The following is a 16,783-nucleotide window of genomic DNA, read 5'->3' on the forward strand; positions in this document are numbered from 1 at the left end:
CGTGCCCCGCCATTGTATGAGACGCCCAGGTCAGAGGCCTCGCGTCCGGGCCGGTGCCGCTGCGCTCGGCCGGGCGGCGACGGGGTGAGGCGGGTGGGTGCGACACGGCCGGGAAGTGTGTGGGGCGGTTCGCGGTGGCGGCGAATCGGGTGCCTGACGCGATGGGACTCACGGCACAGGCATCGTGCCAATCGGCTCTCACATAGTGCGTTTGACAGAACATCAGAATGAACTCCGCTGTGCAGCAGTTCCGTTCCCCCACTAGCCGGGTTTCTCACACCACCGGCCACAGAACGAAGGAACCGAACGGCAGGAGGACGGATGAGGCACGATCGCACGCCACGGCGCGCCGGTGTCGGTATGGCGATGCTGCCGCTGCTCGCGGGCGCGCTGGTGTTCGGTGCACCTGTGGCGCACGCCGCGGACGAGGCGGGGCGCCACGGCATCGCGGGCACCAAGCCGGCGTGGGCGACGGCCAAGGCGGACCGGGGTGCGGCGGCCGGCGACTCCCAGGTGTCCCTGCGGGTCTACCTTGCGGGGCGGGACGCGGCAGGTCTCACCGCCTACGCGAAGGCGGTCTCCGACCCGAACTCGCCGCTGTACGGCAAGTACCTGACCGCCCGACAGACCCAGGCCCGCTTCGGCGCGACCGAGACCCAGGTGGCCGCGGTCAGGTCATGGCTCGCGTCGGCCGGCTTGAAGGTCACCGACGTAACCCGGCACTACGTCTCCGTCAAGGGCGACGTGACCGCCGCCGAGAAAGCGTTCGGCACCCGCCTGCACGACTACGCCAGGGGCGGCAGGACGTACCGCGCCCCAGCCACCACTGCCACCGTGCCGGCGTCCGTGAGCGACGCCGTCCTCGCGGTCACCGGCCTGGACGACGCGCCACACCGGCTCGACCACGACGACCAGCTGCCGCAGCCGGCGGCGGCGTTCGTCAACTCAGGGCCGTTCTCGTCTTACTACGGTTCCAAGACCGCGACCACTCTGCCCGACGCGTACGGCAAGAAGGTCCCATACGCGATCAAGGGGTACACCGGCAAACAGATACGCGCGGCCTACGGGGCCGGGAAGCACACCGGCAAGGGCGTACGGATCGCCATCACCGACGCCTACGCCTCGCCGACCGTCGCCCAGGACGCCGCCACCTACGCGAAACGCAACGGCGACGCCACCTGGAAGCGAGGTCAGCTCACCCAGGTGCTGCCGGACGAGTGGACGGACACCGAGGAGTGCGACGCCGCCGGCTGGTACGGGGAGCAGACCCTCGACATCGAGGCCGCGCACGCGGTCGCGCCGGACGCGGGCATCACTTACGTGGCCGCGTCCTCATGCTCGACGGACGCCTTCTACGACTCGATCGGGAAGGTCGTCGACCACCATCTCGCGGACATCGTCTCCAACTCCTGGGGCGACGTCGAGGCGAACCAGACGCCGGAGAGCGCCGCCGCCTACGACCAGGTGTTCCAGCTTGGCGCGGTCCAGGGGATCGGCTTCTACTTCTCCTCCGGCGACAGCGGAGACAACGAGCTGGTCACTGGGACGAAGCAGGTCAACTTCCCGGCGGAGTCCGCCTGGGTGACGGCAGTCGGCGGCACCTCGCTCGCCGTCGGCAAGGGCGACACGTACCAGTGGGAGACCGGCTGGGGAACGCTGGCGGCCAGGCTCTCAGCCGACGGCAAGAGCTGGGCCGGCTTCCCCGGTACGTTCAACGGCGCAGCAGGCGGCGGTACCAGCACGACGGTCCCCGAGCCCGCCTACCAGAAGGGTGCCGTCCCCGGTGAGCTGGCCTCGGCCAACAGTGCTGCGGGCAACCGGGTCGTCCCGGACATCGCCGCGGTCGCCGACCCGAACACCGGCTTCCTCATCGGCCTGACGCAGACCTACCCCGACGGTTCGGTGCGTTACGGCGAGAGCCGCATCGGCGGCACGTCGCTGGCCGCCCCGGTGATCGCGGCCGTCCAGGCCCTGGCCCAGGAGGCGCGCGGCGGCAAGGCGATCGGCTTCGCCAACCCGGCGATCTACGCCAAGTACGGGTCGAAGGTCTACCGCGACGTCACGGACATCCCGACGGGTGCCGAACTCGCGGTCGCCCGCGTCGACTTCGTCAACGGTGTTGACGCCGCCGACGGCCTGCTCACCTCCGTCCGCAGCCTTGGCAAGAACACTTCACTCAAGGCCGTGAAGGGCTACGACGACGTCACTGGCGTGGGCACGCCGGCAAGCGGTTACGTCGAGTCGTACCGCAGGCGCTGACCACCGAGCCGGGGCCCACTTCCGCCACCGGGCCCCGGCCGGTTCAGATCAGCCCGCGGATGGCTGCCTTGCTCCCCGCCTGGAAACGGGTGTCGGCGCCCAGCTTGGTCAGCACGGCGGCGACGCGCCGGGTCGCGGTGCGGGTGCTGCACCCCAGCTGGCGCCCGATGGCCTGGTCCTTGAGCCCGGCCTTGAGCATCCCGAGGAGCATGATGTCGTCCGCGCCGAACGCCTCGTCCTCGGCGGACAGCGCACCGGAGACCGGCTCGGCCCGGGCCCAGTAGGCCTCGTAGAGCTCGATCAGCGCGTCCAGCATGCCGGACGGATGGATGATGACCAGGTCGTCGTAGACCGGGCCGGACAGGGGGACCAGCGCGACCTTCCGGTCGATGATGTGCAGTTTGAACGGCAGGTACGACAGCATCCTGGACCGTTCGCCCAGCACCGCGAGCCGGAGCACCGTGGCGAACCGCCCGGGGCGCTCCATGGACTGCGGGCAGTAGATCGAGCGTACGTCGATGCCCCGCGCCAGCCAGGCGGCCGTGATGTCGAACTCCTCCTCGTTGCTGTGCAGTCCGCCGTCCGGGCGGCCCACGTACGGCGGCCGGTCCAGGGCCCACATGTGACTGGTCGCGGAGTTGCTCAGTGCCTCGACCCGTTCCCTGATCAGCTCGCGGTCCGACAGGACCTCCACCAGATTGCGCGGATCGGAGCGCAGCCGCCCCTCCCGGTAGCGCTCGGCGATGCGGTCGACCTCCGTGCGGGCCGAGGCCAGCGCGGTCTCCAGCTCCAACTGCCGCCTGGCCAGCAGGGGCAGCAGCACGGCCTGGGGGTTCGTCGCCTGGAAGCGGTCGCGGCCGACGGCCTGGAGAAGTCCGAGGTCCCGTAGCCGGGCGGCGGACCGCATGACGCCGTCCTGCTGCATCCCCAGGTCCGCGACGATGTCGGCGACGGTCGCCCGCCCACGGTCCAGGAAGCACCGGTACACCTGTTCTTCGGACTCGGCTATGCCCAGAGTCGTGAGCACGTATGCATACCTCCGTCGCTAGACGTGTGACATCCGTGACGCGGTTGGCCATCCGTCCAAACCTGCCAACAGATTATCTGGACACCTGTCCGAGGTACAGCGTTCACTCTCCTCGCTGACAACTCGTCCGCGCCCTTCACCCGCACGTGCAGCGCCATCCCGAAGGTCTGGAGACATCCTCCGGTCCGGCCCTTCCTCCTGGAGGAACGTGTGAGATCCACGGTTCGAAGAAAGACATTCGCCTGGGGCGCGGCGGCGCTCGCCGTCTGCCTGGCCGCCGTGTGCACCGGCACCCCGGCCCAGGCCGCCGCCGACCCGCTGACCCCCGTCCCCGTGACCGGCCCTCTCCCCTCCGGCCGCTACATCGTCACCCTCGCGGACGCGCCCGTCGCCGCCTACCAGGGCGGTGTGGACGGCCTGGTCGCAACCGCGCCGCGGTCGGGCGGCCGGGTCGACGCCTCCGGCACCGCCGCACACCGCTACCGGGACTACCTTCGGGGTCGCCAGAGCAAGGCCGCCGCCGCCGTCGGAGCCCGGGTCCGGCAGCGGTACACCGTGGTGACCAACGGCTTCACCGCTGACCTGACGGCGGTTCAGGCCGCTCGGCTGAGCACCGAGCCCGGCGTCCTCAAGGTCACTCCGGACGGGGTGAGCAAGGTGACGGACGACTCCCGCTCGACCGACATCATGGGGCTGTCGGGCCCGCACGGCGTGTGGTCGGCGCTCGGAGGCACCGCGAAGTCCGGCAGGGGCGTGGTGGTCGGCGTCATCGACACCGGCGCCTGGCCCGAGAGCGCGTCCTTCGCCGCGCCCGCGCTGGCCACCGCGCCGCCCACCGCCAAGAACCCGTACCGCCCCTACCGCAAGGGCGGGGTGATCAGGATGAGGAAGGCCGACGGAGGCACCTTCACCGGTGTCTGCCAGAGCGGTGAGCAGTTCACCGCCGACGCCTGCAACACGAAGATCGTCGGGGCACGGTACTTCGGCGACGGCTGGCAGGCGCAGACTCCCGCGGAGCAGCGGAACGACTACGTGTCGCCGCGGGACGGCGACGGACACGGCACTCACACCGCCTCGACGGCCGCCGGCGACGCGAACGTCGAGGCGACCGTGGCCGGGAAGGACTACGGAAAGATCTCCGGCGTGGCACCGGGCGCGGCGGTCGCCGTGTACAAGGCCCTGTGGACGGACACGAGCGGGAACGCCACCGGGGTCGACTCCGACATCGTCGCGGCGGTCGACCAGGCCGTGGCGGACGGCGTCGATGTCATCAACTACTCCGTGGGGTCCGTCACGGAATCGCCGTTGGACGCGCCGGTGCAGCAGGCGTTCCGGGCGGCGGCCCGGGCCGGGGTGTTCGTGTCGGCATCCGCGGGCAACAACGGCCCCGGGGCCGGCTGGATGGACAACACGGTCCCCTGGGTGACCACGGTCGCCGCCAGCACCATGAGGACCCCCGAGGCCACGGTCAGGCTTGGCGACGGCCGCACCTTCGTCGGGGCGAGCATCACCGTGGACGCCGAACTCGGGCCGAAGCCCGTGGTGCTCGCCGCCGACGCGAGGACCGCCGGGGTGACGGCGGACGACGCGAACCTCTGCCGGGCGGGCAGTCTCGATCCGGCGAAGACCGCTGGGAAGGTCGTGGTCTGCGACCGGGGCGTGACGGCGCGGGTGAGCAAGTCCGCCGAGGTGGCACGGGCCGGCGGCGTCGGCATGGTGATGGTGAACCTGGGCGACCTGGACACCGACGCCGACATCCACACGGTGCCGACGGTGCATCTGAACACACCCGCGGCCACGACGGTCCGCGCCTACGCGGCGACCTCCGGCGCCACCGTGTCGCTGGAGCCGGGCGGTTCCACCGGCACCCCCTACCCGCAGATCGCCCCGTTCTCCTCGCGCGGACCCTCGGGCGTCAACAAGGGTGCGCTGATCAAGCCGGACCTCGCCGCACCCGGCGTGGCCGTCCTCGCCTCCGTGGCCCCCGCCGGCGACGCAGGGCACGACTTCGACTTCCTGACGGGTACCTCGATGGCCGCGCCGCAGGTCTCCGGCCTCGCCGCCCTCTACTTCGGCGTCCACCCCAAGTGGTCCCCGATGGCGGTCAAGTCCGCGCTGATGACCACCGCGGTGGACACCAGGACCGACTCGGGCGGCACCCAGACCGACCCGTACGCGCAGGGTTCCGGCGAGGTCGACCCCACCGCGATGCTCAACCCCGGCCTGGTGTACGACTCCTCGGACCGGGACTGGCTCGCCTACGAGGAGGGCCTCGGCGTGGACACCGGGACCGGCGTCGCGCCCGTCGCACCGAGCGACCTGAACTACCCGTCCCTCTCGGTGGACCAGTTGCTCGGCTCGCGGACCCTCACCCGCACGCTGACCGCGGTCCGGCCCGGCGTGTACCGGGCCACGGTCGACCTGCCGGGCTTCCGGGCGGAGGTGCGGCCCTCGACCCTGCACTTCACCCGCGCCGGACAGACCGCGAAGGTCCGCATCACGCTGACGCGCACCACCGCGGCCTCGGGGGTTCCGGTCACCGGAAGCCTGACCTGGACCGGCAGCGGCCGGGTGTCGGTGCGCAGCCCGATCGTGGTCACCCCGCAGGGCCAGCTGGCTCCCGGCCGGGTCACCGGCGGCGGCGGCTCGGGCAGCGTCTCCTACTCCGTGACCCCCGGAACCGAGAAGCAGACGCTCACCGCCTACGGTCCGGTCGCGGGCGTGCCGGTGCGCGGCGAAGTGTCCGCCGACACGGACTACCTGCGGGAGTACGCCCTCACTGTGCCCGAAGGTGTCAGGGCGGGTGAGTTCTTCGCCACGGCGGACAACCCCGAGGACAAGCTGTACCTGCTGGTGGTGCCCCTGCGGGCGGACGGTACGCCCGCAACGGGCGGGGACCTGAGCACGTACGAGAACCGGGCGCGCGTCAGCCTGTCGACCCTGAAGCCGGGCAGGTACTCGGTCGTCGTCATCACGACCGGCGTCGGCGGTTCGTCGGACTCCTCCGTCGCGTTCTCCCTCCAGGCGAACGTGGTGGGCGCGGACACGCCCAGGACCGGCACCTTCGACGTGTGGCCCGCCCGGCCCGCGACGAAGCCCGGCCTGCCCTTCACCGTCACCGGCACCTGGTCGGGAGTGGACACCTCCGCCCCGGCCACCGCCTACGTCGCCTACCAGGACGGAACCGGCACACTGGTGAGCATCGGAGGCTGAGCCCGGCCTCCCGCGTGCCGGCCGTCCGACGGCCGGCACGCACCGCACCGCACCGCACGGTCGGACACGACCTGGGGCTAGGACGTGGACCACTTCTGGTTGTCACCGCCGGAGCAGGACCACAACTGGAGCCGGGTGCCGTTCGCCGTGCCGTTGTCCCGCACGTCCGAGCACTTGTCGGCGACTGCGCTGACCAGGTCGTTCCGGTGGTTGAGCGTGAACCGCTGGGCCGGGCTCCCGTCGCAGGCGGCGAGTTCGAGACCGGTCCCGTCGGCGGTCGAACCCCCCGCGGGCTGGACGCACATGCCGAGCGCGCGCATGGTCCCGGCGGTGAACGTCCAGTGCTGCGAGGCGGTCTGCCCGCAGTCCCAGATCATCAGTCCGGCGCCTTGGACGGCCTTGCCGCCCACGACGTCGATGCAGCGCTGCGAGGCGTGGCTGTACACGCGCACACCCGGTGCCGCGGCCTGGGGGGTGGACTTGGCGGTGCTCTTCGCCGAGGCACCGGGGTGCCCGCCGGGGGACGCGGAGCCCTTGCCGGGCGTACTGCCGCCCGGTGAGGTGGACGTGGGCTGCTCGGAACCGTCAGGCGTCGCGCCGGCGGCGGTGCCGGACGCCGGCGAGGAGACCGGCGCGAATCCGAGTCCGTCGACGGTGTCCGCGTCGCGGCGACCGGAGTCGACGGAGACCGGGGTCCCTGCGTTTCCGTCGTCGTCATGGCCGTCGAGCAGGCTGAGAGTCAGCAGGACACCGCCTGCCGAGAGCAGCCCCACGATCCCGACGACGGCGAGCGCGCCCCGGAACCCGTCCTTTCGGGCCTTGTCCCGACCACCCCGGCCTGCCGGTTCGAGCGGTACGACGATGCGCGGGGCGGGCTCCCGGCCCGTACTGCCGCGACGCGCGGAGGCGTTGCCCGGTCTGTCCCCGCCGGCACCGCCCCGCGAACCGAGTGAGGAGAGCTGAGCGAGCCGGGGCGGGGCAGTGCGTCCCCCGCCGGCCTCGGGCGCGCCTTCCCCGCCGGTCGGTCGCGTCTCGCCGCCTGCGGTGCCGTCCTGGACCGGGCCGGCCCCGGATGCGGCGGGTCGCGCGCTGCCCGGGATCCTTCTGGGGAGATCTTCCGCGGGACCGGGTGCGTGTGGTGGACTCATGGATTCCTTTCCGGCGTGGCCGAGGACGAGCAGCGGTACGGGAGGGTGGCCGAGCGGTGTCGTGGGTGGCGGGGCCTGTCGCACATGTCACGCCCGGGGGGTGTTCCGGTGCGCGTCCACGGCTGCGACACGTGGTTCATACCGGTCCGGGTCCCGGGACTCAAACCGGCGCGTCGACGGCGCGGGCCGGAGATGTACGAGCGTCCGGTCCGCGGTGCGGACGGCGGGCGGCCCGTGGGGGGTTGATCCTATCCGTCCATTCTGTGAACGGTGACGGACCAGGGGACCGCGGGGTGCCGTGCACGGATGCCGGGTCCACACGTGCGCGGTTCGGCTGCCGCCCGAGGAGTGGCCGTGTGTGTTCTGCCCACGGTGCTGAGGCCTTCGGCAGGCCACGGTCCGCCGATGCCCTACCGCGGAGTCCCTGCACGCGCGGGTGCCGGAGACCGTCAGTCGCCCGACCCAGTACCCCGGGACCCGGTGGTCGCGCTGACACAGTCATTCGACGGATGTGTGCGCAATGTCGGTTCCCGGAGACTGCTCATGTGCTCGTCCACCGTGGCGGGCCCCGGTGCGGGCGGCTGCCGTCGAGCGGGTTTCCGCCGTGCGCCGGACGCGCTCCCGACCGATGAAAGGCAACCCGTATGCCCACCTTCGCCGACCACGTCGTCGCCTCCCTCAAGGCCTCCGGCGTGCGCCGCCTGTACGGCCTGCCCGGTGACTCCCTCAACGGTCTGACGGACGCCATACGCCGGGACGACGACGTCGACTGGGTGCATGTGCGGCACGAGGAGAGCGCCGCCCTCGCGGCCGCCGCCGAGGCCGGGCTGACCGGAGAGCTCAACGTCTGCGTGGGCAGCTGCGGGCCGGGCAACCTGCACCTGATCAACGGTCTCTTCGACGCCCAGCGCAGCCGGGTTCCGGTCCTCGCCATCGCCGCCCAGATACCGGGGAGCGAGATCGGTTCCGGTTACTTCCAGGAGACCCGCCCGCAGGAGCTGTTCGCCGATTGCAGCGTCTACGCGGAGACCGTCACCAGCCCGGAACACGGGCCGCGCATCCTGGCGACGGCGATGCGGGCGGCCGTCGAACGCAGGGGGGTGGCCGTCGTCGTCGTACCCGGCGAGATCTTCCTCGGCCGGACCGGCCGCGACCTGGCCCCCACCGCGGTCCGCCCGGCCCGGACCGTCGTCCGTCCGGACGACGAGGCGCTGCGCGAGGCCGCCGCCCTGCTGAACGCCGCGAAGCGGGTGACGATCCTGGCGGGCGCCGGCGCGGCCGGTGCCCACGACGACCTGGTCCGGCTCGCCGAGACCCTCAAGTCCCCGGTGGTGCACGCGCTGCGTGGCAAGGAGTACGTCGAGTACGACAACCCCTACGACGTCGGCATGACCGGCCTGCTCGGCTTCGCCTCCGGCTACAAGGCGATCGAAGAGGCCGACACCCTGCTGATGCTGGGCACCGACTTCCCCTACCGGCAGTTCTATCCGCGGCACGCGAAGGTGATCCAGCTCGACATCCGGGGCGAGCAGATCGGCCGCCGCACCCACGTCGACCTGCCGCTGGCCGGCAGCGTCCGGGACACCCTGCCCGCACTCCTGCCGCTGCTGAACGTCAAGGTTGGCCGAGGACACCTCGACGACGCCCTCGCCCACTATGCCCGCACCCGCAGGTCGCTGGACGCGCTCGCCGTGAACGACCGCGAACGCACCCCGATCCACCCGCAGTTCGTAGCGAGGACCATCGACCGGCTCGCCGCCGAGGACGCGGTCTTCACGGTCGACGTCGGCTCCCCGGTGGTGTGGGCGGCCCGCTACCTGACCTTCAACGGACGCCGGCGGCTGCTCGGTTCGTTCAACCACGGCACGATGGCCAACGCCCTGCCGCACGCGGTGGGCGCGCAGGCGGCGTACCCGGGCCGCCAGGTGGTGTCGCTGTCCGGCGACGGCGGTCTGACCATGCTCCTGGGCGAGCTGTTCACGCTCCGCCAGAACCGGCTCCCCGCCAAGATCGTCGTCTTCAACAACGGCTCGCTGAACTTCGTGGAGCTGGAGATGAAGGCGGCGGGCATCGTCAACTACGCCACCGAGCTGGACAACCCCCGGCTCGCCGACGTCGCCGAGGCGATCGGGCTGTGGGCCCGGCGGGTCGAGCGGCCCGGTGACCTGGAGGACGCGCTCAAGGGTGCCTTCGCCCATGAGGGACCCGCACTGGTGGAGGTCATGACGGCCCGCCAGGAACTGTCCGTGCCGCCCGCCGTCACGGTGGAGCAGGCCAAGGGCTTCACCCTCTACGCGATCCGCACCGTCCTGTCCGGCCGGGGCGAGGAACTGCTCGACCTGGTGACCACCAACGTCGCCCGGCGGATCCTGCACTGACCCTCGCCCCACGGCGGGCCGGGCCCGAAACACACACCCATCAACACATGTATGCCAGGGCACACCCAGAGTATTTGCCTTAGGCAATCGAGTCGGATCATAGTTGCCTTAAGCAATGACCATGGAGGGACACGTGGCCCAGAAGGCCGACTACGAGGAGCTGATGCGTCAGCTGGGCGCCGTCGGCTCCGTGCGACGGGAGCTGGCCCGGATCCTCCCGGACGGCTGCTCCAACGGATCCGCCACCGCCCTGGCCCTGCTCGGCCGTGACGGCGACCTGCGCCTCGGCGGGCTCGCCGAACTGCTCGGTGTCGACATGTCCGTCACCAGCCGCCTCGTGACCCACCTGGCCGACCGGGGCTGGATCGACCGCAGCCCCGACCCCGCGGACCGGCGTTCGCGCATCCTGCGTCTGACCCCCGAGGGCCGGGCCCGGCTCGCCGAACTGTCCGACCGCACCGCCCAGGAGCTGGCCCGGCGGCTGAGCGACTGGAACGACGAGGACATCCGCCGGCTGACCTCGCTGCTGTCCCGGCTGCGGGCCGGCTTCGACGGCCCGCAGCGGACCGAGCACGACGCTCGCGCCGAACCGCCGGCCACCGCCCTCTCCCCCTGTACACCCGCTGTCACCCAGTGAGTTAGGAACACAGACCCCATGACAACCACCCCAAGCGCAGGTGTGCGGGCACATGCCCAGCGCGGCAGAGGGGCCGCCGAGGCACCGATGACACACGCGCAGATCATGCGCGCCCTGTCGGGGCTGCTGCTCGGCCTGTTCTGCGCGATCCTCTCCTCCACCGTCGTCACCAACGCGCTGCCGCGGATCATCGGAGACCTCGGCGGCGGCCAGAGCGCCTACACCTGGGTCGTCACCGCCTCCTTGCTCGCGGTGACCGCATCGACCCCGCTGTGGGGCAAGCTCGCCGACCAGTTCAGCAAGAAGATCCTGGTCCAGTCGGCGCTGGTGATCTACGTCATCGGTTCCCTGGTGGCCGGTCTGGCCCAGAACCCCGCCACACTGATCACCGCCCGGGTCATCCAGGGCCTCGGCGGCGGCGGGCTGTCCGCCCTCGCGCAGGTCGTGCTGGCCGCGATGATCTCGCCGCGCGAGCGGGGCCGTTACTCCGGCTACCTCGGTGCCACCTTCGCCGTCGCCACCGTCGGCGGCCCGCTGCTCGGCGGTGTCATCACCGACACCAGCTGGCTCGGCTGGCGCTGGTGCCTGTTCGTCGGCATCCCCTTCGCGGTCGTCGCGCTGGTCGTGCTCCAACGCACGCTGAACCTGCCGGTGACCAGGCGCCAGGTCAAGGTCGACTGGGCGGGCGCCTTCTTCGTCACCGCCGCCGTCTGCGTCCTGCTGATCTGGGTCACCTTCGCCGACGACAAGTACGACTGGCTGTCCTGGCAGACGTACGCGCTGGTCGGCGCGTCGATCGCGCTGACACTGATCTTCCTGTACGTCGAGACGAGGGCCAGCGAGCCGATCATCCCGCTGCGGCTGTTCCGCAACCGCACCATCACCCTGGCCTCGGTCGCCTCCCTGTTCGTCGGCATCGCGCTGTTCGCCGGCACCGTCTTCTTCAGCCAGTACTTCCAGCTGGCCCGGGGCGACTCCCCGACCCGGTCGGGTGTCATGACGATCCCGTTCATCGCGGGCCTGTTCGTCTCCTCCACGGTCTCCGGCCGGATCATCACCCGCACGGGCAAGTGGAAGGGCTGGCTGCTGACGGGCGGCATCCTGCTGACGGCGGGCCTGGCCCTGCTCGGCATGCTCCGCCACGACACCGCGTACCCGTTCATCGCGCTGTGCATGGCGCTCATGGGCCTCGGCGTCGGCATGACCCTGCAGAACCTGGTGCTGTGCACACAGAACCAGGTGTCGCCCGGCGATCTGGGCGCCGCGTCCTCCACGGTGACCTTCTTCCGGTCCCTGGGCGGTGCGGTGGGCGTCTCGGTGCTCGGCTCCGTCCTCACCACCCGGATCGGCCACTACGCCCGCGAGACCGTCACCCAGCTCGACCCGGGGGACCAGGCCACCGCGGCGAAGGCCGCCGGCGGCGGTGAGCTGCCAGACCTCGCGGCCCTGCCCGCCCCGGTGCGCACCTGGCTGGAGAGCGCCTACGGCCACGCCATCGGCGACATCTTCATGTACGTCGCCCCCGTCGCCCTGATCGCGTTCCTGGTCACCCTGTTCATCAAGGAGGTCCCGCTGCGCGCCTCCAGCGGACTGGCTCTGGCGGCGGAGGAACTCAGCAACGCCGAGGCCGTGGCGGGCCTGCCGGTGGCCGCCGAGGCCGTCGAGGCGGACGCGGCGGCCACCGGCACCGCCGCCGAAGTGGCGGTCCGCGGCCGGATCAGCCTCGCCGACAGCGGGCCGGTGCCGCGGGGCGCGATCACGCTGACCACCGTGGAGGGCCGCGAACTGAGCCGGTCCGCCGTCGGCTCCGACGGCACCTACACCCTGGACGCCCCGGGCCAGGGCCAGTACGTCCTGACCGCCGCCGTCGAGGGCTACCGGCCGCAGACGTCCACGATCGTGGCGGACGGGGCACAGGTCGTCCACGACATCCTGCTGACGGTACCGGCGGGCTGAACGGCCGCCACGGCGGGCGGCACCGGTCACGGCTCCGCCCGCCGCGGCATGTTCGCGTCCCTGGTGTGAACGCCACATGTGCGGGGCGACGATCGCTCTGGCCGTCGCCCCGGCCTCGACGACCCGGGCGCCGCCCGCCGCCCACCCGTGTGACGCCGCTGGGCCGACGGCAAGATCTCGCCCGGCGGCCGCTGCTGACGGCTCGTGGACCGGGTGTGCCGCCGGGCGGGAACGATCGCCCGGCGGCCGCTTTCCTACACTGGGCACATGACGTCGCGCAGCTACCGTTCGACCGTGCGCGAACGCGCAGCCGCGGCGACGCGGACGGCCATCCTGGACACGGCCGAGGCGTTGTTCGCGGAACACGGGTATGCCCGGGTCACCATCAAGCGCATCGCCGAGGCGGCCGATGTCGCCCAGGGCACCGTCTACGGGGCCTTCGGCAGCAAGCCGGCCCTGGTCACCGCTCTGACCGAACGCGCCGCCGACGACGCGGGCATCGGCGAGGTCCTGGTGGCCATCCGGAGCGTCACGACCGGCGATGAGGTGGTGCGGCAGGTGGTGCGCAGCATCCACGACCTGGTGCGGCACCACCGGCACACCATGATCGCGCTCTTCGACGCGGCGACGGTGGACCAGGGCGTGGCGGCCCTGCTGGACCGGATCAGGCAACTGGAGCGGGAGCGCTTCGCGCAGGTGACCGGACGTCTGGAACAGCTCGGCGCGCTGCGCCCAGGTGTGACCGCGAGCGACGCCGTCCGGGTACTGGAGTACTTCGTGACGCCGCCGTCCTGGTTCAGGATGCTGGAGATCGGATGGGACTGGGAGGAAGCATGTGTCTTTCTCGAGGATGCCGTGTGCTCTGCCTTGTTGCTCAAGTGTGACAGAATTCAATGAAGTGTTACTTCATCAAAGTTCTAGACTCCCGACATGCGTATCCTCTTCTCCAGCACGCCGGCGCACGGCCACCTGATGCCGCTGCTCCCGCTCGCCCGCGCGTTCCGGGACCGGGGTGACGACGTGGCCGTACTCACCTCGGCCGCCTTCGGGCCGATGCTCGACGCGGAGCGGCTGAGCCTGCTGGCCGTCGGCCCCGAGATGCCCGAACTGCTCGCCGAAGGCGCGCGCCGGGCCGGTGTGGACGATCCGACCGTGCCCAGCCCCGTCGTGGCCGCCGAGGTGTTCGCGGGGGCGCGGATCGCCCTCACCGCGGACGCGGCGACGGCCGCCGCGCGCGAGTTCCAGCCGGACGTGATCGTCGCCGAGGCAACCGACTACGTGGGCCCCTTCGTCGCCGCGGCGCTCGACGTCCCCTACGCCACGCACGCGTTCGGGCCGCTCATCCCCGCCGAGTTCACCGAGGTCTTCGACACGGTGGCGGAGGCCGCCTACAAGGACCGCGGTCTGGCCGTGCCCACCCCCGCCTGGTACGTGGACCCGTGCCCCGAGGTCCTCCAGGGGCCCGGCTGGCAGTCTCCGCCGGGCCGCATCCCGCTGAGGACCGAGGCCCACCGCGGTCCCGGCGCGACGGACGGACCGCCCGCCCCGGTCGCGGTCGCGCTCCGGACCCGGCCCAAGGTGCTGCTGTCCTTCGGGACGCACTTCGGCCGGCCGGCGCTGCTGCGCCCGATCGTCGGTGCCCTCGCTCCGCAGGCCGACCTCGTGGTGACCCTCGGCCTGACCGCCACGGCCGCGGAGTACGGCGACGGGCTCGACCACGTGGAGTTCGTCCCCTTCACCCCGCTCGCCGAACTGCTCGACGGCGTCGACCTCGTGGTGACCCACGGCGGTGCGGGCACGACGCTGGGTACGCTCTCCCGCGGTCTGCCCATGGTGGTCGTCCCGCAGGGTGCCGACCAGTTCCTCCAGGCCGGGGCCGTCGCGACGGCGCGTCTCGGGGCCGCCGTGCTGCCGCCGGCCGGTCCGCAGGCCGTGGCCCGGGCCGTGACCGAGGTGCTCGGCAACGCCGAGTTCCGGGACAACGCCCGCCGCGCCGCCGAGCAGATCGCCGCGATGCCCTCGGCACGCGAGGTCGCGGACCGGCTGGCCGCCGCGCTGACCTGACACCCGCTGCGGCCGCGGAACCCCGGACGGCACACATCTGTGTCCGGTCCGGACGGGAGCGGGATCAGGTCCCGTCCGGACCGGTGGCGCGCGCTCGGGTGTGCGGTCCGGCCGTCCGGCCGTCCCGGCCGCATGGCAAGGTAGGTGTCACCACCCCCGTCGATCAGCCCTGCCGCCGCCGTTGCCGGCGACGGCAGGGCGTGTGTCCCGCCTGGAGGAGCCATGTCACCGTCCGATCACCGGCCCGATGGTCCGGCGCCGAGCCACCGTGCCGTCGAGAACCTGATCGCCCGCTACGCGGAGCTCGTGGACGACGGGGACTTCGCCCGACTCGCCGACCTCCTCGCGGACGCCACCTTCATCGGCAGCGGAGAGCCGGTGAGGGGTCGCGACGCGATCGAGAAGATGTTCCACGACACCCTGATCGTCTACGCCGACGGCACGCCGCGAACCCAGCACGTCACCACCAATGTCGCCGTCGAGGTCGACGAGGCGGCGGGCACGGCGTTCTCGCGTGCCTATGTCACCGTGCTGCAGGCACTGCCCGACCTGCCCTTGCAGCCCATCGCCGCCGGCCGCTACCACGACCGGTTCGAACGCCGTGACGGGCAATGGCGTTTCGTCGAACGACGTGTCCGCATCACCATGGCCGGCGATGTGAGTCGGCATCTGCGCCAGGCCACCGAGCGGTAGCGGGGCGGCGGCCCGGTGGTCCGTCCCGCCGACAGGTCGACAAGTCAACTCCGCTCGGAGGCCGGTCATTACGGCGTAATAGCTTTGTCGCCTTGCGGAGTCCGCGAACCGGCCGGCCGCCGGTCCCGCGCCGGGGATCAGCCGAGAGCGGGGTAGTCGGTGTAGCCGCGGTGGTCGCCGCCGTAGGTGGTCGCCCGGTCGTGGGTGTTGAACGGTCCTCCTGCCTTCAGCCGGGCGGGCAGATCGGGGTTGGCCAGGTAGAGGGCTCCGAAGGAGATGAGGTCGGTGGTGCCGTCGTCGGCCAGCTCCAGCTGGTCGGGGCCGGTGGGCTCGGCACCGGTGTAGGGGTTGAGGATGTAGGTGCCGGGCCACTGCTTGCGCAGCCGGGTGGTGAGGTCGCGGATTCCGGGCGCCTCGCTGTGGTGCAGATACGCCAGGCCGAACGGGGTGAGGGAGTCGACCAGGGCGGTGTAGGTCCGCTCGACGTCGGCGCGGTCGTCCTCGGCGATGTCGTTGAGGGGGCTGGCAGGGGAGATGCGCAGCCCGACCCGGTCCGGGCCGATCGCCTCGGCGACGGCGCCGGCGACTTCGACGGCGAAGCGGGTGCGGGCCTGCGGCGAGCCGCCCCAGCGGTCGGTGCGCCGGTTGGAGTTGGGGGCCAGAAACTGGTGGATCAGGTAGCCGTTCGCGCCCTGGAGTTCGACACCGTCGAAGCCGGCGTAGACGGCGTTGCGGGCCGCGGTGACGAAGTCGGCGATCGTGCCCCCGATCGCCTCCTCCGTCAGCTCCAGCGGCGTGACGAAGTCCTTGCGGCCCTCTTGGGTGTACACCTGGCCCTTCGCGGCCACCGCGGACGGACCGACGGGCTGCTTCCCGGTCACGCTCGGGTGCCCTATACGGCCGGCGTGCATGAGCTGCACGAAGATCACGCCGCCCTCGGCGTGCACCGCCTCGGTCACCTTCCGCCAGCCGGCGACCTGCTCCGCGGAGTGGATGCCGGGGGTGTCCGGGTTGCCCTGGCCGGCGGCGGAGGGCTGGGTGCCCTCGGTGATGATCAGGCCTCCATGGGCGCGCTGCGCGTAGTACGTGGCCATGAGACCGGTGGGGCTCTGCCCGGGGCCGTGGGCACGGCTGCGGGTCATCGGTGCCATCACGATGCGGTGGGCCAGGGACTTGCCACCCAGCACATAGGGCTCGAAGGCCTTCGGCATGTTCGTCACTCCTGAGGACGGACCCGGCACGACGGCCGGGAAACCGGATCGCGGGGCCCCGGGGGACCAGCAACGCGAGCATGTGATCGGCCGAACAAACACAGGCGGCTCGCGGATTCCCGGTCATATCCCCTCCAAGTCGTGACACCTGTCACGTTGGGACACACCTCCAGGGTCGAGGGCCGGCTGACCGGCAG

Annotated in this window: 11 protein-coding genes; 8 read left to right on the forward strand and 3 right to left on the reverse strand. The window is 71.8% G+C overall.

The genetic code is table 11. The features are described 5' to 3' along the window. Positions 1-321 precede the first annotated feature (321 nt). A complete protein-coding gene (locus tag ACFY3I_RS41055; protein WP_390866060.1) occupies positions 322-2,259 on the forward strand; it encodes a protease pro-enzyme activation domain-containing protein in 1,938 nt (645 codons plus the stop codon). Positions 2,260-2,302: 43 nt separating this feature from the next. Here the strand turns inward: ACFY3I_RS41055 and ACFY3I_RS41060 are convergent, their stop codons facing one another. Continuing rightward, the gene (locus tag ACFY3I_RS41060; RefSeq protein WP_390866061.1) at positions 2,303-3,286 is read right to left on the reverse strand and encodes a transcriptional regulator; all 984 of its coding nucleotides are present in this window, start codon (positions 3,284-3,286) and stop codon (positions 2,303-2,305) included. Between the two features lie 210 nt (positions 3,287-3,496). Between ACFY3I_RS41060 and ACFY3I_RS41065 the strand changes: the two genes are divergently transcribed. After that, positions 3,497-6,499: a S8 family serine peptidase gene (locus ACFY3I_RS41065; protein WP_390866062.1), complete on the forward strand. Its 3,003-nt coding sequence runs from the start codon at positions 3,497-3,499 to the stop codon at positions 6,497-6,499. 77 nt (positions 6,500-6,576) lie between these two features. Here ACFY3I_RS41065 and ACFY3I_RS41070 read toward each other — a convergent pair whose 3' ends face one another. Further along, complete coding sequence (locus ACFY3I_RS41070; RefSeq protein WP_390866063.1) at positions 6,577-7,272, reverse strand: ricin-type beta-trefoil lectin domain protein; 696 nt, start codon at positions 7,270-7,272, stop codon at positions 6,577-6,579. Positions 7,273-8,291: 1,019 nt separating this feature from the next. Here ACFY3I_RS41070 and poxB point away from each other — a divergent pair. The 6 genes from poxB to ACFY3I_RS41100 all read left to right on the forward strand — a co-directional run bounded on the left by poxB (position 8,292) and on the right by ACFY3I_RS41100 (position 15,375). Continuing rightward, positions 8,292-10,025 carry a ubiquinone-dependent pyruvate dehydrogenase gene (poxB, locus tag ACFY3I_RS41075; RefSeq protein WP_390866064.1) on the forward strand — a complete coding sequence of 578 codons (1,734 nt, stop codon included), beginning with the start codon at positions 8,292-8,294 and terminating at the stop codon, positions 10,023-10,025. 133 nt (positions 10,026-10,158) lie between these two features. Then, positions 10,159-10,662 carry a MarR family winged helix-turn-helix transcriptional regulator gene (locus ACFY3I_RS41080; RefSeq protein WP_390866096.1) on the forward strand — a complete coding sequence of 168 codons (504 nt, stop codon included), beginning with the start codon at positions 10,159-10,161 and terminating at the stop codon, positions 10,660-10,662. Between the two features lie 87 nt (positions 10,663-10,749). After that, positions 10,750-12,618, forward strand: coding sequence for an MFS transporter (locus ACFY3I_RS41085; protein ID WP_390866097.1), 1,869 nt, complete (start codon positions 10,750-10,752; stop codon positions 12,616-12,618). A 267-nt stretch (positions 12,619-12,885) separates the two neighbouring features. Then, a complete protein-coding gene (locus ACFY3I_RS41090; RefSeq protein WP_390866065.1) occupies positions 12,886-13,515 on the forward strand; it encodes a TetR/AcrR family transcriptional regulator in 630 nt (209 codons plus the stop codon). A gap of 33 nt (positions 13,516-13,548) precedes the next feature. Then, on the forward strand, positions 13,549-14,682 hold the full coding sequence (locus ACFY3I_RS41095) for a glycosyltransferase (RefSeq protein ID WP_390866066.1): 1,134 nt from the start codon (positions 13,549-13,551) through the stop codon (positions 14,680-14,682). A gap of 222 nt (positions 14,683-14,904) precedes the next feature. Further along, on the forward strand, positions 14,905-15,375 hold the full coding sequence (locus ACFY3I_RS41100) for a nuclear transport factor 2 family protein (RefSeq protein WP_390866067.1): 471 nt from the start codon (positions 14,905-14,907) through the stop codon (positions 15,373-15,375). Between the two features lie 137 nt (positions 15,376-15,512). On the opposite strand, the gene ACFY3I_RS41105 is transcribed toward ACFY3I_RS41100, so the two are convergent. Beyond that, positions 15,513-16,586 carry an alkene reductase gene (locus ACFY3I_RS41105; RefSeq protein WP_390866068.1) on the reverse strand — a complete coding sequence of 358 codons (1,074 nt, stop codon included), beginning with the start codon at positions 16,584-16,586 and terminating at the stop codon, positions 15,513-15,515. Positions 16,587-16,783: the final 197 nt, after the last annotated feature.

The sequence above is a fragment of the Streptomyces sp. NPDC001068 genome (genome assembly GCF_042897315.1).
Classification (GTDB): Bacteria; Actinomycetota; Actinomycetes; order Streptomycetales; family Streptomycetaceae; genus Streptomyces.

What these genes read in the sequence shown, in the direction of transcription:
- ACFY3I_RS41055 (WP_390866060.1), top strand. Translation starts at nt 322, where the DNA reads ATGAGGCACGATCGCACGCCACGGCGCGCCGGTGTCGGTATGGCGATG.
- poxB (WP_390866064.1), top strand. Translation starts at nt 8,292, where the DNA reads ATGCCCACCTTCGCCGACCACGTCGTCGCCTCCCTCAAGGCCTCCGGC.
- ACFY3I_RS41085 (WP_390866097.1), top strand. Translation starts at nt 10,750, where the DNA reads ATGACACACGCGCAGATCATGCGCGCCCTGTCGGGGCTGCTGCTCGGC.
- ACFY3I_RS41090 (WP_390866065.1), top strand. Translation starts at nt 12,886, where the DNA reads ATGACGTCGCGCAGCTACCGTTCGACCGTGCGCGAACGCGCAGCCGCG.
- ACFY3I_RS41095 (WP_390866066.1), top strand. Translation starts at nt 13,549, where the DNA reads ATGCGTATCCTCTTCTCCAGCACGCCGGCGCACGGCCACCTGATGCCG.
- ACFY3I_RS41100 (WP_390866067.1), top strand. Translation starts at nt 14,905, where the DNA reads ATGTCACCGTCCGATCACCGGCCCGATGGTCCGGCGCCGAGCCACCGT.
- ACFY3I_RS41105 (WP_390866068.1), bottom strand. Translation starts at nt 16,586, where the DNA reads ATGCCGAAGGCCTTCGAGCCCTATGTGCTGGGTGGCAAGTCCCTGGCC.